Raw genomic sequence first — 19501 nt, forward strand, 5'->3', positions numbered from 1 at the left:
GGAAGGAGGTAATAATAGTAGGCTAGACGAACTCTATCTTTTCCTTATTCCGTACCTATCTAAGCATTATGCTCATCTAATCTTCTATTTCGATATAGTGATTTTACCACAAATTAGTCTATTACATGTAATAGAGATTATGATTTCCTGAATTATTATCATGATTTTATAGGTAATATTAACTCATTCATCTTCGAATAAAAAAGGATCTATCATTATCCTTTCTATCTATATTTTGGAATATAGATAGTAGCTAATGATAGATCCTATTGTTACCGTGAGTAAATCCATTGTGATTATAATATAAAAAAGATGGACGTTAAGTGATGTTGAAGTTACTCTTTATTTTGAGTAAGAAGACTTTGTTCTGCAATTTCTATTGCTCTTTTGACCATATTCCCTGCGTCTCTTGCACGAATACCGCCCCAGCCCTCTTGTTGGACCACATCATAGAAACCAAGTTCTTTTGCTAATTCTTCTTTTAATCCTTCAGACATAATTCCTCTTCGTCTACCCATAGTGAATCTCTCCTTTCATCACCCACGGTAGATTTAGTATGTAACTATCATTAGTTTTTCATGTTATCTATTTGTTGCCAAAAGCGATACTTATTTATACATTCACAGCTGACTTTATTAAAAAATGGCCATGCTTCCATTTTTATTGCATGAAAAAAGCAGCAAACAAATCGTTTACTGCCGCTTAATGCTTTCAAGCAATATATAGTTAGCTTAAAGCAACTTGTCCTGATGTATCCTCAAAGAAGGTAATTTGAACCGTTTCTGTTAAAACATCTGCATAGCTGTATGATACACGTTCAAATGCATTTTCATCCTGATCTAACTCCACTACAAACACAGATGGATAAGTCTCTGCCAACACGCCAGAACGCTCAATTGTCTTACGACGACCGCCATTTGCCTTCAGCATAAGCCTTTTTCCTAAATTTGAATCAAGAGCCTTTTTTATATCTGATAATGTTTTTGCCATTCGGTCCACCTCACTGTGTAAAGTATATCACACTGACATAACAGAGTCAAATAAAAACATAAATTATAACAGTCTTTTTTGGAAGTTGTCAATATTTTTTATTCTTATTTTTCTCCAATTTTTCAACAAAGATTAGTATGCACGACGTAAAGATAAATATGTAGAAAAATTTGATTTTTTTAAACTGCTGGAAAAAGGATGCATGATAATCTTAACTGAATCAACAAAGAAACACACAGGATGGATAGCTTAAGCAGTCCTGCTATGCTTGCTTAAGCTATTATCATCCTGTGTGTTCCATTTATTTACCCTTCTTCTGATTGATTCGTATGATATGGCATACCTGTTCGAAGAACTCCTTTGGTTTCTATTCCACCTAACCCTTTTTCGCCAGTTAAGGTATTCCTTAATACATCCCAAACATTTACTCGTTCCATAAATGGCGTAAAACTAATCTTTGCAACAATATAAACCGGATCAAGTGCATGAATATTTACCCTCGAAGGAGAGCTTGCGAAATTAGCACCTGCATAGATAAGGGACTCAAAGTGAGATTGACAGGCACCAGCAAAAATAACTAATTGATCTAAATTAGGAAGTTTCTTTCTCGCTTCTCTGACGGTCTGTACAAAGTATTTTGAATGTCGGTATGCATTAATATCGTTTTTCTCCCCTAACGCCTTAGAATAGGCATCATGCCCTGTTATAACAAGGATATCTGGACGATAATAATCCAAAAGACTGCTTATTTTACTGGGCATCTCTTTTTCATGGCAATGAACTCCATTTACAGGGATTCCAATTTTTTCATATAAAGTTAAACATTTCTTTAAATAATTAGGATCGCCATCAATATGCAGCACTTTGCCTGGTAGTTGAAAATAGTTGGAAGGTTTGCTGTATGCCTCTGTTACTTGATACTCCTGTTTTCTTCTTAAGAGATTCACATCTTGTCGAAATAATTGGAGAGATTGCTCCTCCATCAACTGGACCTTTTGTGAAATTTTCCGTTGCATCGGTTGATTAATTAACACTAAATCCTCATATGGAGCATCTGCAATAAGACGAAAATCCTCCCCATAAAGAATAGCGATTTTTTGACCATTTACCTCTTTCATATCAATTATTCGAAATAACATATCGCATTGATATGATTCTCTTCCGACGATATCCATGATGTTTACAGCCACTGTCGTCACTCCAATTAACCCAAACACGTTTCTGAGTGGTTATTAGTATTCAAAATCTATCTCTGATAAATTATGCATATGTCTAGAAAGTTGTGAGCAATTCAAAAGAGAAGAACGAAAACATAAAAGGCTATTTTCATCAACAACAAAAAAAGATGAACAGAAAGCTTCTCTCCCCAGTCATTCTTTTAGGGAAAAGAAAATCATCTGTACATCTATTTCTACTCATTATTTAGTAAATATTTCATAAAGAAAATCACTTAACTTTGCAAACTCTTCGATAGACAATGATTCTCCGCGTCTAGAAGGCTCAATCCCCGCTTGTTCAAGCGCAGCGATTATTTCACCCTTCTTTTCTTTTCCGCCCTCTAGCTGGCTAGAGAGATTGTTTAAAATCGTTTTTCTCCTTTGAGCAAAGCTTGCTCTTGTTATTTGAAAGAAAAAGTCTTCATTTTTTACCGAAACAGATGGTGTTTTTCGAATAGTTAAACGAATTACAGCAGAATCTACATTTGGTTGAGGAACAAAGACTGTCTTCGGAACAATCATCACTACTTCTGGTTTAGTATAGTACTGAATAGCAATTGAAAGAGATCCATATTCCTTCGTTCCTGGTTTAGCAGATATTCGCTCTGCTACCTCTTTTTGCAGCATGACAACAATGCCTCTTAAAGGAAGTTTCTCTTCCAAAATCTTCATAATGATTGGTGTTGTTACATAATAAGGCAAATTAGCAACGAGCATAATATCCCGAATATCATTAAACTCTGTTTCTAACATTTCCTTTACGTTTACTTTTAAAATGTCCTGGTGAATAATCTTCGCATGTGGATAAGGCTCAAGCGTTTCGTTTAAAATTGGCAGCAAGCGTTGATCGATTTCATATGCAACAACCTTTTTACTTCGCTTAGCAAGCTGTTCTGTTAATGCCCCAATTCCCGGACCAACCTCTATTGCACCCGATTCTTCTGTTAACTCTGCATGATTTACAATATTTCTCAAAATGTTTGTGTCAATTAAAAAATTTTGCCCTAAGCTTTTCTTAAAAGAAAAACCATACTTATCTAGAATTGCTCTCGTTCTTGCTGGTGTTGCGATATCTTTATACATCCTTACCCTCCTGACGCATTTCCTTCATGGCTTGTGCGAACTCTTCCTTAGTAATATGAAACATCAGTAATCTCTTATAAAGCTGTTTCCCATTTGTATACCCAATTTTAAGCAGCTTTCCCAACTGCTCTCTACGCTCCTTAGAATCTGCACCACCAATCAATCCTGCATCTATTAAGTCTTCTTTTGTAATTTCCTCCGTTATCAATTCCTGCATAAGATGAGCATCTTTTAAAGCTTCTCTAATTGCCTCTATTGATGCATGTTCCACCCCAACACCTTTACCATGCTTATGGATTGCAAGCTCCTTTGGTATAAAAGCATGTTTACAATCAGGAATATGTTTTTCAATCGTATGACGAATCTTTTGACCAGGATAGTCTGGGTCGGTTAACACAATAACCCCTCTTGTTTTTTGTGCTAGCTTTATTTTAACCAATGTTTCTTGATTAATTGCTGAACCGTTTGTTTCAATAGTATCTGCATCAACTGCTCGTTTAATAGCAGTTGTGTCATCGCGTCCTTCCACTACTATTATTTCTTTAATCTTCATGGAACCTCCAAAAAATAATTTATAAAATTTGAAAAAAAAATGAAACATAATTGTAACATGAAACGTCTATATATACAGAGAGAGAAATATTTATAATCACTATCATTATAGCTAATATTTATGTTTTAACAAACGGCGATTTGTTGTGACTAGTTATTATGTGAGAAAATGTGAACAAAAGCAAAGAAAAAGACAGAGGAATTGATTCCTCTGCCAGATTAGCTATCTTTTTATCCTTTAAATAGGTAATAAAGTGTCTAGATTTATTGATTGCTAATTAATTATTTTTATCATAACTTGCCTGTTACCCCAACGGTAAGCTTCTGCTTTTGAAGAAAAGAAAACATCGATTTTCTGTCCTTTCACGCTTCCACCTGTATCACCTGCAACAGCATAGCCATAGCCTTCAACATAAACCTTTGTTCCTAATGGGATAAAACTTGGGTCGACAGCAATTACTTTTGCATTTGGATTAGCTTTCAGATCAATTCCAGTAGCCGTTCGGCCAGAACATCCATTACAACTAGCAGTATATGCTGTTGAATTGACGTACACTTCTTTCCCGCTTTCTTCTCCTCGGGATGCTAGTTGTATGACATCGCCTTTTGTTCCAACAGATACAATTTTGTCCTGCTTTTCTTTCACTGTTGTTTCACTGAGTAATTTCCGGGAAATCTCTTTGCCATTTTCCTTGGTAACTTCATACTTTTTAGAGACTAATCCTTCTGTGCCCTTTTTCAGTATCTTCTCAGTACCTGCCGGAAGATTATCGTCCTTTTGGGTAATAACGGCAAAGTTAATCGGTTGTTCCACTACATCGGTGACCTTTTCTATTCTTTTTATATTTACAACAGTTTCCTCTTTCACTTTTTCTTTTAGATCTGGTTCAACTCGGTCTAATTTAGCAAGTGATATCTCATGTTGTGTTAAAAAGTCAGCGACCGTAGTCGAAGTGGACCATACTTGTTTTTTCTTTCCTGCGTCTACTAGTGTGACTGGAAATGCTGTATGTACGACAACTTCCATATTATGTTCTATAGCGTTAGTTTCTTTCTGATTGATCTGATCATGCTCGTTCAAAGAAATTTTTTGTTCTTCTAAAAACTCCTTAACAGTATCTACTGTTGTCCAAACCGTTTTCTTCTCGTCGTCTTTTTGCAATTCAACCTGTTTAGCTTTCTTCCAGACAACTTCAAGGTTATCTGTAACCTTTGTGTTTAACGAGGGAAACACATAATCTTTTGAGCCAATAGCAATGTCCAAGTCATCAAATATTTGTTTTATAGTAGATGAGTGCGTCTCGATGATTTGTTCTTTACCATTTAGCGTCAGCGCCACAGTATTTTTAGTAGTTTCATAAATTATAAAGCCTAAGCTACTTGCAAAAACGATGAAACTAGCTAAAAAGATGGACACCTTTTTCCTGCTCAAAGATTTCGAAAACAGGTTTTTCATGTTTTGGATTACGATGAAAAACGCCTCCTTTTCTCTCGGAGTGATTATATAGAGTATCATGTCTGCTGTCAACCCTTAAGAATCTTTGAACGTATTTCTTATTATGCAAAAAAAACAAGCGAAAGGAAAGAAAGAAATCTCGACATAATTAGTCTATGAGAAAAGAAAGCGATGTAGAATGATTAAAAATAAGGTGAATTTCAGACAAACTTTTTCGTTATTCGACAAAAATCTTTATCAGTTTATGCCGAATAATTTTTTTGCATTTTCTGTTGTTTTTCTAGCCACCTCTTCATAAGAAATCCCTTTAATCGCAGCAATTTCCTCTGCCACTAATTTTACATAACTCGGTTCATTTCTTTTACCCCTAAACGGTGTCGGCGCTAAATATGGACAGTCTGTTTCAATTAATAAATGATCTAGTGAAACTGCTTCTGCAACCTCTTTTGGTTTCCGGGCATTTTTGAAAGTCACCGTTCCACCTAGCGAGATATAGAAATTCATATTTATGCATTCTAGTGCAGTTTCTACACTCCCACCATAACAGTGCATAATCCCTCCAACTTCTTTCGCATCTTCCTCTTTTAAAATTTCTACAATATCAGCTGTTGCTTCACGATTATGAATAATTATTGGAAGTTTTACTTTTTTTGCTAGTTGAATTTGTTTTCTGAATACCTCTTTTTGAATTTCCTTTGGCGATTTATCCCAATGATAATCTAATCCCATTTCTCCAATTGCAATTACTTTTGGATGCTTAGCTAACTCTTCAATCCAAACTAAGTCTTCTTCTTTCATATCAATTGCATCTACTGGGTGCCATCCTATACTTGCATAAACAAATTCATATTGCTCAATAAGCTCCATCGCTCTTGTGATGGTAGGTCTATCAAATCCAACAACTACCATCTTTTCCATCCCAGCATCCATTGCCCGTTCTATAACTTCTTCTAAATCCTCTTGAAACTCATCTGCGTTAATATGTGTATGGGTATCAAATAACATGAAAATCTTCCCTCCATCTTTTGTTAGATATACTTACAATCGCTTATTGCTTATGTTGATTCCTCTTTTTTTCATACTGTAAGAAGAAAAAACATAGAGATGTTTAACCCATTGTTTTCCTCACCTTTTTAAGAAAGGCGATTCCTCTTTAGGAACATCTCCATGTTTTTTCATTGATTTGTTTTTATTTTACTTTTGAACCCAATGGTAAAGCTTCTGCAATTGTCGCAAGAGACAGTTCACCATCATGACTTCCAGCTAAAATCATACCTTGTGAAAGCTCTCCTCTTAATTTAACCGGTTTTAAATTTGTTACACAAATAACTTTTCGTCCAACTAAGTCTTCTGGAGAATAATATTTAGCAATACCAGAAACTACTTGTCGTTTCTCATAACCTAAATCTAATTGTAGCTTCAATAACTTGTCTGCTTTTTTCACTGGTTCTGCTTCAAGAACTTGTGCAACACGTAAGTCCACTTTCATAAAGTCATCTATCGTGATTTCATCTACTTCTGGAACTTCTTGGACTTCTGGTTTCTTCTCTTCTTCCTTTTGAGGTCCCTTCATCTCTTCCTTGATAAATTCCACCTCTTCTTGGATATCTAACCTAGGGAAAATAGGATCTCCCTTCTCAACTATAGTACCTGCAGGTATGACCCCAAAACGTTCTAGGCTATCCCAAGTGTGCAAAGAAACGTCCTGTATATTTAATTGTTTAAAAATCTTGTCAGGAGTTCTTGTTAAGAAAGGTTTTAGTAAAATAGCGATTCTTCTTAAAGATTCCGCTAAATGGTTCATAACAATTGCTAATTCTTCTGTTCTTTCTTCTTTTGCCAACACCCATGGTTGTGTTTCATCAATATATTTATTATTTCTGCTAATTAATTGCCATAATGTTGTTAATACAACAGAGAACTCCATATTATCCATATGCTCTGCATATTTTTCCACTGTTTCTCTATGTGCCGCAACAAGAGATTGTTCAAACGGTCCTTCCGAATTTTTATAAGTAGGTATTTCTCCATTAAAGTACTTATTAATCATCGCCACTGTACGATTTAATAAATTACCTAAATCATTGGCTAAGTCAAAATTCACTCTTTCTACAAATGCTTCAGGAGTAAATACACCATCAGAACCAAACGGAACTTCTCTTAGTAAATAATAACGAAGGGCATCTAAACCATAACGATCAATTAATGTAACAGGATTAACCACATTGCCCTTTGATTTAGACATTTTGCCATCCTTCATAAGGATCCAACCATGTGCAAAAACCTTCTTCGGCAATGGAAGGTCTAATGCCATTAACATAATTGGCCAATAAATTGTATGGAAACGTACAATTTCTTTCCCTACTAAATGGACATTTGCTGGCCAGAACTTCTTATATAATGTCTCATCATCAGAACCATATCCTAGTGCGGTAATATAATTGGAAAGTGCATCAATCCACACATAAACAACATGCTTCGGATCTCCTGGAACTTTAATTCCCCAATCAAATGTAGTTCTTGAAACAGCCAAGTCTTCTAATCCAGGTTTAATAAAGTTATTAATCATCTCATTCTTACGAGATTCTGGTTGAATAAATGCTGGATTTTCCTCATAAAACGCTAATAAACGATCAGCATATTTTCCCATTCTAAAGAAATAAGATTCTTCTTTCACTAATTCAACAGCATGACCACTATCAGGGCTTTTACCTCCAATTACTTTTCCATTTTCATCATGGATAGGATCAACTAGTTGAAGCTCTGTATAATATGTTTCATCAGAAACAGAATACCAGCCTTGATACTCGTCTAAATAAATATCTCCTTGATCCACTAGCTTCTTAAACATTTTTTCCACAATATCTGTATGTCTTTTTTCTGTAGTACGAATAAAATCATCGTAAGAAATATCCAGTTTACCCCATAGTTCTTTAATTCCTGCAACAATTTCATCTACATATTGAATAGGCGTAATTCCTGCTTCTTCTGCTTTTCGTTGGATTTTTTGTCCATGTTCATCCGTTCCGGTTAAATAACGAACTTCATAGCCTCGCATTCTTTTATAACGAGCCATTGCATCTCCAGCAACTGTTGTGTAAGCATGTCCAATATGTAAATTACCACTTGGATAATAAATTGGCGTAGTAATATAAAAAGATTTTTCTTGATCCTTCACTTAGTTCCCTCCTATATATATGTATACATATGTACCTTTAGTAAAATAAAAATAACCGATATTACTATTGTAACCATTCTTCTTTTTTATCGAAACAAAAAAGTATAAGAACATTCGTATAAACCGCATAATCATTGCCATTTTTTCCTTTTATCCCATCAAAATATACCTAAAATTACTAGTTTATGCAACAGACATTTTAAAGCCTGTTGGAAAAGAAATAAAAATGTTGGTTTTTGTCGAAAAAAGAACATAAATAATACTATTAAAATATACTAATTTATCCCACTAACTAGGTAAGTATCTGACTACTTCTCGCAAAAGCCTAATATAACAAGGCTTTTTAAAATACAATAATTTGAAAATAAATAATTGACGTTTATGGGAATGGCTGGTATTATAATGACATACAAAGAAATTTGTCGAAAATTAGCGAAAAAAAATATAAATATTCACTTTTTGGGAGGAGAAAATAAATGAAATCTACAGGTATTGTTCGTAAAGTTGATGAATTAGGTCGTGTAGTTATTCCAATCGAATTAAGACGTACATTAGGTATTGCTGAAAAAGATGCTCTAGAAATTTATGTAGATGATGAAAAAATCATCTTAAAAAAATATAAGCCAAACATGACTTGCCAAGTTACTGGAGAAGTTTCAGATGACAACCTTTCTTTAGCTGGCGGTAAATTAATCCTTAGCCGTGAAGGTGCAGAGCAATTAATCCAAGAAATTAAAAGTAACTTTGAAGTTTCTAAATAAGAATAAAATAAGAAATGTGTAGGTACTTTTTCAACTAGTATTTATCCATCCATCTTTTTATTGGATTAGAAGCTCCTTGAAGTAACTAGAACCTATTCATTCTTTTTTATAAACAAAGGGCTGCCTTATTAAAGGTGAACACCATGTTATTTTATGTTCACTTTTATGACGGCAGCTCTTTTCTTATTCAATATGATATTCTTGGTAGACGTCTCTTTTTTGCATTCCTCTATCTAATGCTGTCTTTTTAATTGCTTCTTTTACTGTAATTCCTTCTTTTTGAACATAATGATTCACTTGTTGTACAACGGTCAATTCGTCCCACCAATTATTTTCTTCTTCTTTTTGGAATTCACCCTGCTCAATTACTAAACAAAATTCTCCTCTAATTTCTTCTGATTGCGACCATGCAATTGCTTCCTCTACTGTACCACGAATAAATTCTTCATATAGCTTGGTCAATTCTCTGCATAAAGTGATCTTTCTATTACCAAGTATATCCATTATTAAAGTTAAAGTTTCTTTTAAACGGTGTGGAGATTCATATAAAAGAATCGTACCTGGAATAGTCTTAAGGAAAAGTAATTCTTTTTTCTTCTCCTTTTTTTGTCGATTAAGAAATCCATAAAAATAAAAGGGATGTGTCGGAAGACCTGAAGCAATAAGTGCTGTTAATGCCGCATTGGCTCCTGGAAGTGGAATAACTGGAATTTCTTGAGCAATCGCATCTATAACTAGTTCATATCCTGGATCTGCAATAGTTGGCATCCCTGCATCACTTACTAAGGCAATAACTTTTTCTTCTTTTAAAGCTTGTATTAGCTTCTGGCCACTCGTCTCTTTATTATGCTCATGATAACTAACCACAGGTGTAGTGATTTCAAAATAGTTACAAAGCTTTTTTGTATTACGTGTATCTTCGGCAGCAATAACATCTGCCTCTTTCAGAATCCTGATTGCACGAAAACTCATATCTTCTAAATTCCCAATAGGAGTAGGGACTAGATACAGAGATCCTCTTTTTTCTTTATAGCTTTTTTGTTGCTTCATTTCCTTCACCAAGCTCCTTCTTTAGAAACTGCTCTTTTTTCTTTCTCCCTAATTGTTTAAAGGCATACTCTTGTTGCATGGCTTCCTGTTTTGTTTGGAATTCCTCCTGATAAATAATCGCTACTGGCAAACGCCCTCTAGTATATTTTGCCCCTTTTCCGGCATTATGTGTATTCAAACGCTTTTGAAGATCATTTGTATAGCCTGCATAATAGCTTCCATCATTACAAATTAGTACATAGAAATAATGCTTCTTACTTTCCATATAAAATTTTACTCATTTCCTCTGTATAATTGTTGCCATCTTTATAAACAAATAACGGAGGTAAAACTTTTAAGTCCGGTTTGCCATCTTTTATCGCTTCGACTAGCAAAATATTCGCTTCCTTCCCTGCTTTTGGATAAACGAATCGTATACGCTTTGGCTCCAATCGATTTGCTCGCATTAATGTAATGATATCTAATAATCTTCCTGGTCTATGGACAAAAGCCACTTTTCCACCTTGTTTAACTAATTGGCTAGCTACACTAATGGAGTCCTCCAACGTACAGAGGAGTTCATGCCTCGCAATAGCAAGATGCTCATTTATATTAATCTCTTCTATAGAATTAGTCTTCTTAAAGTAAGGGGGATTACACGTAACTGCATCATACTTCTCCGATCCAAGGAAGCTAGGGGCATTCTTAATATCACCATGAATCATTTTAATTTTCTCTTCTAACTGATTATACTGTATACTTCGATTCGCCATATCATATAATCGTTCCTGTATCTCGACTCCTATGATTTCTCCCTGTGTACGAAGTGATAAAAAAAGTGGAATAACCCCATTGCCACTACATAAATCGACTATCTTCCCTTTTTTTAAGGGAATACCTACAAAATCAGCTAATAATACTGCATCTAACGAGAATGAAAATACGGATGGACTTTGGATAATCCTTAAACGTTCATCCAATAAATAATCTAATCTTTCATCTCCAATTAATGGTACCACTACCTTTAACCTCCATTTATTTATTACCTACATAGAAAAAGAGATGTCTCAAGAAGAAAGAGTCATCCCATCCAATACAATTGGTTGTATTGCTTATTTTCACTGGGATTATTTTCTTTGAGACATCCTTATTTTTTATTAAGAAACGACAAACAAAATAGACAATCACCATCTTTTCGGGGACTCCCAAAATGAAGATTACAAATATGGAAACCTTCTTGATACAATCTTGCGAGGTTATCATATCCTTCCCCTATATCAATGTTTTTTTCCTCTATCATCTTACTTTGTTTTGCGTTTCTTTTTTTCTGATTATCCTGTCTTGATTCTTTCTCTCTTGGTATATCCTCTAAATGCTTCCTTAGATTCTCATTTTCTAGCTTCAACCTATTATTTTCTTCAATAAGTTCAGCTACATGCTGTTTAAGATCACCTAATTGCTTATATAAATTACCAATTTGACTTTCCATATTTATTACTGATTCAAAAACTTCTTTTTTATCCACTCTTCCACCTCATTAATCTGTGGATTGAACTGAAACAGCATCTTCTTGCAGTATTTCATCTAATGTATATTCAAGCACTCGTTCTTGTTCAGAAATTTCCACTTGGAGTACACGTTCTAAAATATTTAAACCAACAACTTTTCCCTTTCCATCCGGTGTATTAATCCAGTCACCTAAGTCTGGTAAAAGTTCTTTTGCAGCTTCATAATCATCATTTTCATATTTTAAACAACACATTAATCGTCCACATAATCCAGAAATTTTTGTTGGATTTAAGGAAAGGTTTTGATCTTTTGCCATCTTAATAGATACTGGTTCAAAATCCCCTAAGAAAGTTGAACAGCAAAGCATCCTTCCACAAGGACCAATGCCACCTAACATTTTCGCCTCATCTCTAACCCCAATCTGACGAAGCTCAATTCTAGTTCTAAAAATGGATGCTAAATCTTTTACTAATTCCCTAAAATCTACTCGACCATCTGCGGTAAAATAAAAAATGATTTTATTACGGTCAAATGTATATTCTACATCAACCAATTTCATCTCTAATTCATGTAGCGTCACTTTCTCACAGCAAACATCATATGCTTCTTTGGCTGCGAATTTATTTTCCTCTACAATCATTTGATCTTTCTGATCCGCAATTCTTAATACTTTCTTTAAAGGTAAAACAACGTCATTTTCATCTACTTTTTTCGGGCCAATTACTACTCTCCCGAATTCTACACCCCGAACAGTTTCAACGATGACAAAGTCTCCCTTTTGGATAATTAATTCATTTGGATCAAAATAATATATTTTTCCAGCTTTTTTAAAGCGGATTCCTACGACATCATACAACTGAAGATCCCTCCTGCAGCTTTAGCACCAGCTGCTCCATCAATAACTGTGGATTCATATTCCCTTGCAGCTTTCGCTTTGCTTCAAAAATAGCTGTCATTTGTTCCGTTAAGCGCCTATTAGAAGTTCTTAAGGCATATGCCTCTAGACGTTCTTTCTCGCCAACGTATACAATCTGATCGTGCTTGCCAAGCTGTATATATAATAAATCTTTATATAGTAGCAATAATAAATCGAGCCCTCTATCAAACTGATCTTTTTCTTTAAAATGTGAAAACCAGTCTCTTTGAAGAGCCACTAATGCTTCTAATGGGGTTCTATTCAGAACCTCATATAATTTTACCACTATTTTTTGTGCTTGTACAAACCATTCATCTGTACTTAGAGTCAATGCTTCTTCAAAACTATTGGTAATCTGCGCAAGCAAAGGGGCTTCATTTGGTTTAATTCCATTTCTTACTAGTTCTTTTGCCATTTCATTTGGGGATAATGGTTTAAAGGAAAGTGTTTGGCATCGAGATAAAATAGTCGGCAATATTTGCTGAATTTGTTCCGTTAATAGAATGGCAGTTGTTTCTGCATTAGGTTCTTCCAAAAATTTCAACAAACTATTAGCTGCATTGGTGGTCATTTTATCTGCGTGAACAAGAATGTAAACCTTTTGATTTGACTCCACCCCAGTTTTTGAAAATTCTTCTTGCAGGCTTTGTATCTGATGTTTTTTTATTGATAATCCATCTGGTTCAAGCAAGTGAACGTCTGGATGATTTCCATTATTTATCCTCTTGCAATTAGAACATGTTTCACATGGAACATATCCTTTTATACTATTTTCACATAAAATACTCTTTGTGAGAACAAGACTTATTTCCCTTTTCCCCGTACCTTTCATTCCCTCAAAAAGGTAAGCATGTGCTAGTCGTTCTTTTTTTAAGCTGTTTTTCAGCATCTTTAAAACAATGGGCTGTGTCTGTTCAAGCTGTTCCCATGTTCTTGTCAAGACAATCACTCCATTACGTATATATATTAATCAGCAAACCTTTGATTTCACCAATTTTATCCAAAATATTTAAACTGTTTTTCTCTTTTGCTATTACTTCTTCTGTCAGTTCAACTAATTTATCATCTATGACATGTATAATACTTAAATCTCTACCCTGACCAAACTGATCCCAAGAATTATCTTTTTTCACTTCCATCCCATATTCAACAGCTTCCTTTACAAACTGTTTTACAAGGGATTTATACTTAGTCAAATCCTTTAGATTTTGAGATCTCCCCAACCTGTTACCAATATCATCAATGTTTTTCATTAATGTCTGAAGCTGTTCGATCTTCAATTTCTCGTTTTGTTGTTGGACATATCCTTGAAATTTCGAACCACCTAGACTACCTTTTGTTTCTATTTTAGTCCCTTCAGGCTTAATTCGAATGTCTTTATTTATCTTCATATTCTTCCTCCTGAAGAACGTTCTACTTCTTACTGGATAGCATAGACTACCATTATCCATTAAGCATGAAAGTACATCGGCAACTCGAAGCTAACCGATGTATGATTTAAAATTGCTTAAATTGCTCAACAGGTAATACAAAAACAGTTGCTCCTCCCACTTCCACTTCCACTGGATAAGGAACGTAAGAGTCTGCATTCCCTCCCATGGGCGAAACAGGAGCTACTAATTGATCTCTTGATTGACAATTATCTTTAATAATTTGCAAAGCCTTTTCCACACGTATATCTTCCGTTCCTATCATAAAGGTGGTATTTCCAGATTTCAAAAATCCGCCCGTACTCGCAAGCTTTGTCGCTCTAAAATTATTTTCAACAAGTGCATTAAGCAATTTATTGCTATCTTTATCTTGAATGACTGTTAGAATTAATTTCATTTTTATCCCGCCCCTTATTATAGTTTCCGAATGATTTTATAACTTGTTCCTATTATAGCAATAAATGCAAAAACAAACAGCTGAAAGGAAAAATAATTCCTCAGGCGCATTGTCAGCACTCATTCTTTAGAAGTAATAGATTTACATGAATATTTTGTTTAAAGGTACCCATACTATTTCAGAAATTGATTAATAATCTCTACCGTATCTTGAAATACCTGCTCTAAAGGCTTAGATGCATCCACTTTAACAATTCTTTCTGGAAATTTCTCTATCACCTTATAATAGCCCTCTTGGACCAATTCATGAAATTCTATTTTTTCTAAGTCTAGACGATTGATCTCCCTATCACTAGTAGTGTTAATTCTCGCTAAACCAACTCGTGGGTCAAGATCAAAATAAATCGTTAGCTCCGGCATCACATCTCCAATAGCAAATTGATTAATCTCCCAAATTTCATCCATGTCAATTCCTCTAGCAAACCCCTGATATGCCAAAGAGCTATCAATAAAACGATCACATAGAATAATTGCTCCACTGTTTAAAGCTGGTATTACTTTCTCTACTAAATGCTGTCTTCTTGCAGCTGCATAAAGTAAAGCTTCTGTTCTAGCATCCATTTCAGTATGCTTGGGATCTAATATAATACTTCTAATTTTTTCAGAAATAGGGATTCCACCTGGTTCTCGCGTCTTAATAATCTGCTTCTCTTGCTCCTGGTAATAGTTTAACAACATATCAATAATCGTTGTTTTCCCTGCTCCCTCTGGTCCTTCTAATGTAATAAAGAGCCCTTTTGTCACCGTATTGTCCTCCTAAAGCTGTCATTTCTCGAAAATTGTAATTTTATTTTCATAAATAGATGGGCTTCCTTGGAATCTCGCTCCATCTTTTAATAAGTTCTTTATTTGATTGATATGATACATCGTTATTTCCTCACCAGGCATTAGAATAGGGATTCCTGGTGGATACGGAATAATTGTTTCTGCACAAATAGCATGATGGGCATCATTTAATGATATTTCTCTTTTATTTCGTAAAGCTTGCTCTGTTTCACCAAGTTTTAATTCTACTATATCCTGCCCTTTTTTTATAGATGCTGACACTTTTCTTTCATAGGGAATCTCAGATAGGTTCTCAGACAATGCCTTTCTTACTTTAGTAATAATCTCATTAAGAGGAAATGCTATTTCTTTTTTTAGCAATGGAAAAACAAATAGTACATTATTAGAATCAGCTAATTCTGTATAAATCCCCTCTTTTTCTAATTGTTTTTGAAGAATAAAACCAGTTTTATCTACTGTCGATTGAATAGTAATTTTTAAGGGATCCCCTATATAAGGATAACCTAACACTTTTAGCTGTGAAACCTTTGCTAGCTCACTACGAAACAGACTAATAGTATTTTGCAGGTAATCCCAATCCTCCTCACTGTATGTTGCTAAATAGTGTCTAGCCTTATCTAAGGAAGCCATGATTAAGTAAGAGGGGCTACTGGACTGCAATATCTCCAGATAATATTTTACTTCATGCTCCTCTATAAAATCAGTATTATAGTGTAAGTATGCTCCCATGGTTAAGGCAGGAAGTGTTTTATGTGCGGACTGAACAACTAGATCAGCCCCCAATTGAACAGCTGATGGTGGAAATTTATCATTTCCTATAAAATGAGCACCATGGGCTTCATCAACTAAAACACAAATTCCGTTAGCATGGGCTAATTGAATGATTTCTTCTAAATTTCCAATCATACCATAATAATTAGGAGACGTTAGGATAAGTGTTTTCACTTCAGGAAATTGAGCAATCGCTTGCTTTACGGTTCTTTCTGAAAGGACTGTTTCCACCTTCCATTCTTCCTCATAATCGGGACTTAGAAAAATCGGTTTTGCTTTAGCAAGCTTTATTCCATTCATTACTGATTTATGACTATTCCTTTGAACAAATACTTTATCTCCTTCTTTTAAAGAGGCAAGTATCATAGCTAAATTCCCAACAGTACTTCCATTTACAAGAAAATAGCTTTTTTTCACTCCATAAAGATCTGTTAATAGTTTCTCTGCATCTCCAATAACGCCCATAGGAGCATGTAAATCATCTAGGTCATTAAGCTCCGTAACATCAAATTTCCATAATTGTCTTCTCCATTCCTCGTCATTATAAGAAATCAATTCTCCATTCTTATGGCCTGGCACATGAAAAGATATATTATTTTCCGACTGAAACTGTAAGAGTTTAGAATATAATGGTGTTTTTTCTTGCAATAGTACTCCTCTTTTCTTTTTTCTCTCTATTTATAGTATCACTTTTTTGACTATCTTATCATTGCCTAGCTTTAAACTTGCTAGAACGAAGTAAATAAGTGATTGATAGACTTTGAGAGTCAATGTATAAATGATTACTAAAATGGTTAAAATAGTTTCTATGGAGGTGGAGAGAAAATGGGGAAATATCATACCCAATCAATTAAAGGGGAAAAATGTCTTATATGTGAAAATAATAAATTAGAAGGAATTCATCTCTTTCAATCTTTTATATGTATGGACTGCGAGAGAGAAATCGTCAACACCAAAACAAGTGATCCAAAATATCAATTTTTTGTTTATCAAATGGGAAAAGCACGGATTTTACAAGAAAGACGCCAAGCCTAATCTTTGGATGAATAATCTATCTAATAATTAGTAAACTATAAAAAAACAAGCATCCACCAAAGTAGATGCTTGTTTTATTCGTGCCTGGCGACGTCCTACTCTCACAGGGGGAGAACCCCCAACTACCATCGGCGCTTTAGAAGCTTAACTTCCGTGTTCGGTATGGGAACGGGTGTGACCTTCTCGCTATCGCCACCAGACTTATTTATTTAGAGAATTATTCTCTCAAAACTAAATCATTTAGAAGTAAACCATTTTGCCAAGTAATCATTATTGTCCAGCTCCAACGCCTATCGCCTAGCAAACTTCCGATCATCTCCCTACGATAAGTCAACATCGATTCACTTGCGTTCATCGTGTTTCCTTTATCTCAGTCGACGCTCTTCCAGTTTGTACGCCGATAAACAGGCGTTTCCGCTTTTCGTTTTAGTTAAGTCCTCGATCTATTAGTATCAGTCAGCTCCACATGTCGCCACGCTTCCACCTCTGACCTATCAACCTGATCATCTTTCAGGGATCTTACTAGCTTACGCTATGGGAAATCTCATCTTGAGGGGGGCTTCATGCTTAGATGCTTTCAGCACTTATCCCTTCCGCACATAGCTACCCAGCGATGCCTTTGGCAAGACAACTGGTACACCAGCGGTGCGTCCATCCCGGTCCTCTCGTACTAAGGACAGCTCCTCTCAAATTTCCTACGCCCACGACGGATAGGGACCGAACTGTCTCACGACGTTCTGAACCCAGCTCGCGTACCGCTTTAATGGGCGAACAGCCCAACCCTTGGGACCGACTACAGCCCCAGGATGCGATGAGCCGACATCGAGGTGCCAAACCTCCCCGTCGATGTGGACTCTTGGGGGAGATAAGCCTGTTATCCCCGGGGTAGCTTTTATCCGTTGAGCGATGGCCCTTCCATGCGGAACCACCGGATCACTAAGCCCGACTTTCGTCCCTGCTCGACTTGTAGGTCTCGCAGTCAAGCTCCCTTGTGCCTTTACACTCTACGAATGATTTCCAACCATTCTGAGGGAACCTTTGGGCGCCTCCGTTACTTTTTAGGAGGCGACCGCCCCAGTCAAACTGCCCACCTGACACTGTCTCCCACCCCGATAAGGGGTGCGGGTTAGAATGTCAATACAGCCAGGGTAGTATCCCACCAATGCCTCCACCGAAGCTAGCGCTCCGGCTTCCAAGGCTCCTACCTATCCTGTACAAGCTGTACCAAAATTCAATATCAGGCTGCAGTAAAGCTCCACGGGGTCTTTCCGTCCTGTCGCGGGTAACCTGCATCTTCACAGGTACTATAATTTCACCGAGTCTCTCGTTGAGACAGTGCCCAGATCGTTACACCTTTCGTGCGGGTCGGAACTTACCCGACAAGGAATTTCGCTACCTTAGGACCGTTATAGTTACGGCCGCCGTTTACTGGGGCTTCAATTCAGAGCTTCGCGCGAACGCTAACCCCTCCTCTTAACCTTCCAGCACCGGGCAGGTGTCAGCCCCTATACTTCGCCTTGCGGCTTCGCAGAGACCTGTGTTTTTGCTAAACAGTCGCCTGGGCCTATTCACTGCGGCTCTCGCAGGCTTGCACCCGCAAGAGCACCCCTTCTCCCGAAGTTACGGGGTCATTTTGCCGAGTTCCTTAACGAGAGTTCTCTCGCTCACCTTAGGATTCTCTCCTCGCCTACCTGTGTCGGTTTGCGGTACGGGCACCATCAATCTCGCTAGAGGCTTTTCTTGGCAGTGTGGAATCAGGAACTTCGGTACTATATTTCCCTCGCCGTCACAGCTCCGCTTATGTGGTAATGGGATTTGCCTCATTACCGGCCTAACTGCTTGGACGTGCTAATCCAACAGCACGCTTACCCTATCCTCCTGCGTCCCCCCATTGCTCAAATGATTGAAAGGTGGTACAGGAATATCAACCTGTTGTCCATCGCCTACGCTTTTCAGCCTCGGCTTAGGTCCCGACTAACCCTGAGCGGACGAGCCTTCCTCAGGAAACCTTAGGCATTCGGTGGATGAGATTCTCACTCATCTTTCGCTACTCATACCGGCATTCTCACTTCTAAGCGCTCCACCAGTCCTTACGGTCTAGCTTCAACGCCCTTAGAACGCTCTCCTACCACTGACATCATTAGATGTCAATCCACAGCTTCGGTGATACGTTTAGCCCCGGTACATTTTCGGCGCAGAGTCACTCGACCAGTGAGCTATTACGCACTCTTTAAATGGTGGCTGCTTCTAAGCCAACATCCTGGTTGTCTAAGCAACTCCACATCCTTTTCCACTTAACGTATACTTTGGGACCTTAGCTGGTGGTCTGGGC

Annotated in this window: 20 protein-coding genes and 2 rRNA genes (1 of these 22 running past the window's edge); 2 read left to right on the forward strand and 20 right to left on the reverse strand. The window is 36.5% G+C overall.

All coding sequences use genetic code 11. The features are described from left to right. Positions 1-335: 335 nt before the first annotated feature. From ACWNMZ_RS02590 to metG, 8 genes are all read right to left on the reverse strand, one after another. Complete coding sequence (locus tag ACWNMZ_RS02590; protein WP_031537122.1) at positions 336-518, reverse strand: small, acid-soluble spore protein, alpha/beta type; 183 nt, start codon at positions 516-518, stop codon at positions 336-338. Between the two features lie 208 nt (positions 519-726). Beyond that, complete coding sequence (gene veg / locus ACWNMZ_RS02595) at positions 727-990, reverse strand: biofilm formation stimulator Veg (RefSeq protein WP_031537121.1); 264 nt, start codon at positions 988-990, stop codon at positions 727-729. Positions 991-1295: 305 nt separating this feature from the next. Next, positions 1296-2180 (reverse strand): sporulation peptidase YabG, encoded by an 885-nt coding sequence (gene yabG / locus ACWNMZ_RS02600; protein ID WP_109768914.1) that lies wholly within the window; start codon positions 2178-2180, stop codon positions 1296-1298. Between the two features lie 228 nt (positions 2181-2408). Further along, positions 2409-3290 (reverse strand): 16S rRNA (adenine(1518)-N(6)/adenine(1519)-N(6))-dimethyltransferase RsmA, encoded by an 882-nt coding sequence (gene rsmA, locus ACWNMZ_RS02605; RefSeq protein ID WP_251629300.1) that lies wholly within the window; start codon positions 3288-3290, stop codon positions 2409-2411. Continuing rightward, complete coding sequence (gene rnmV, locus ACWNMZ_RS02610) at positions 3283-3843, reverse strand: ribonuclease M5 (RefSeq protein WP_031537118.1); 561 nt, start codon at positions 3841-3843, stop codon at positions 3283-3285. Before rnmV ends, rsmA begins: the two co-directional genes overlap by 8 nt. Positions 3844-4116: 273 nt before the next feature. Then, positions 4117-5298, reverse strand: a complete 1182-nt coding sequence (locus ACWNMZ_RS02615) for a G5 and 3D domain-containing protein (RefSeq protein WP_031537117.1) — start codon at positions 5296-5298, stop codon at positions 4117-4119. Positions 5299-5535: 237 nt separating this feature from the next. Beyond that, positions 5536-6303, reverse strand: a complete 768-nt coding sequence (locus tag ACWNMZ_RS02620) for a TatD family hydrolase (RefSeq protein WP_031537116.1) — start codon at positions 6301-6303, stop codon at positions 5536-5538. A 184-nt stretch (positions 6304-6487) separates the two neighbouring features. Beyond that, positions 6488-8476 carry a methionine--tRNA ligase gene (gene metG / locus ACWNMZ_RS02625; RefSeq protein ID WP_031537115.1) on the reverse strand — a complete coding sequence of 663 codons (1989 nt, stop codon included), beginning with the start codon at positions 8474-8476 and terminating at the stop codon, positions 6488-6490. A 476-nt stretch (positions 8477-8952) separates the two neighbouring features. Here metG and ACWNMZ_RS02630 point away from each other — a divergent pair, with 476 nt between their 5' ends. Then, entirely contained in the window at positions 8953-9237 is a 285-nt protein-coding gene (locus ACWNMZ_RS02630) for an AbrB/MazE/SpoVT family DNA-binding domain-containing protein (RefSeq protein WP_031537114.1), read from the forward strand. A 183-nt stretch (positions 9238-9420) separates the two neighbouring features. On the opposite strand, the gene rsmI is transcribed toward ACWNMZ_RS02630, so the two are convergent. The 10 genes from rsmI to ACWNMZ_RS02680 form a co-directional block, all read right to left on the reverse strand. After that, on the reverse strand, positions 9421-10287 hold the full coding sequence (gene rsmI, locus ACWNMZ_RS02635) for a 16S rRNA (cytidine(1402)-2'-O)-methyltransferase (protein WP_031537112.1): 867 nt from the start codon (positions 10285-10287) through the stop codon (positions 9421-9423). Next, positions 10265-10552, reverse strand: coding sequence for a GIY-YIG nuclease family protein (locus ACWNMZ_RS02640; RefSeq protein WP_031537111.1), 288 nt, complete (start codon positions 10550-10552; stop codon positions 10265-10267). The genes rsmI and ACWNMZ_RS02640 overlap by 23 nt, the downstream gene beginning before the upstream one ends. Then, positions 10542-11285, reverse strand: coding sequence for a tRNA1(Val) (adenine(37)-N6)-methyltransferase (locus ACWNMZ_RS02645; RefSeq protein WP_031537110.1), 744 nt, complete (start codon positions 11283-11285; stop codon positions 10542-10544). The genes ACWNMZ_RS02640 and ACWNMZ_RS02645 overlap by 11 nt, the downstream gene beginning before the upstream one ends. A gap of 128 nt (positions 11286-11413) precedes the next feature. Further along, positions 11414-11791, reverse strand: a complete 378-nt coding sequence (gene yabA, locus ACWNMZ_RS02650; RefSeq protein WP_031537109.1) for a DNA replication initiation control protein YabA — start codon at positions 11789-11791, stop codon at positions 11414-11416. Positions 11792-11803: 12 nt separating this feature from the next. Further along, a complete protein-coding gene (locus ACWNMZ_RS02655; RefSeq protein ID WP_031537108.1) occupies positions 11804-12631 on the reverse strand; it encodes a PSP1 domain-containing protein in 828 nt (275 codons plus the stop codon). Further along, positions 12624-13631 carry a DNA polymerase III subunit delta' gene (holB, locus tag ACWNMZ_RS02660; RefSeq protein ID WP_031537107.1) on the reverse strand — a complete coding sequence of 336 codons (1008 nt, stop codon included), beginning with the start codon at positions 13629-13631 and terminating at the stop codon, positions 12624-12626. The genes ACWNMZ_RS02655 and holB overlap by 8 nt, the downstream gene beginning before the upstream one ends. A 13-nt stretch (positions 13632-13644) precedes the next feature. Next, on the reverse strand, positions 13645-14082 hold the full coding sequence (locus tag ACWNMZ_RS02665) for a YaaR family protein (RefSeq protein WP_048719094.1): 438 nt from the start codon (positions 14080-14082) through the stop codon (positions 13645-13647). A gap of 106 nt (positions 14083-14188) precedes the next feature. Further along, entirely contained in the window at positions 14189-14518 is a 330-nt protein-coding gene (locus ACWNMZ_RS02670) for a cyclic-di-AMP receptor (RefSeq protein ID WP_031537105.1), read from the reverse strand. A 173-nt stretch (positions 14519-14691) separates the two neighbouring features. Next, positions 14692-15321, reverse strand: a complete 630-nt coding sequence (gene tmk, locus ACWNMZ_RS02675) for a dTMP kinase (protein ID WP_031540304.1) — start codon at positions 15319-15321, stop codon at positions 14692-14694. 21 nt (positions 15322-15342) lie between these two features. After that, a complete protein-coding gene (locus ACWNMZ_RS02680) occupies positions 15343-16782 on the reverse strand; it encodes an aminotransferase class I/II-fold pyridoxal phosphate-dependent enzyme (RefSeq protein ID WP_031540303.1) in 1440 nt (479 codons plus the stop codon). A 177-nt stretch (positions 16783-16959) separates the two neighbouring features. On the opposite strand from ACWNMZ_RS02680, the gene ACWNMZ_RS02685 reads away from it, so the two are divergent. After that, a complete protein-coding gene (locus ACWNMZ_RS02685; protein WP_031540302.1) occupies positions 16960-17169 on the forward strand; it encodes a sigma factor G inhibitor Gin in 210 nt (69 codons plus the stop codon). 82 nt (positions 17170-17251) lie between these two features. Here the strand turns inward: ACWNMZ_RS02685 and rrf are convergent. Both rrf and ACWNMZ_RS02695 read right to left on the reverse strand, forming a co-directional pair. Beyond that, a 5S ribosomal RNA gene (rrf, locus tag ACWNMZ_RS02690) occupies positions 17252-17369 on the reverse strand. A gap of 226 nt (positions 17370-17595) precedes the next feature. Next, positions 17596-19501, reverse strand: a 23S ribosomal RNA gene (locus tag ACWNMZ_RS02695); it runs 1029 nt beyond the window's last position.

It is taken from the genome of Niallia sp. Marseille-Q9988 (genome assembly GCF_976954375.1).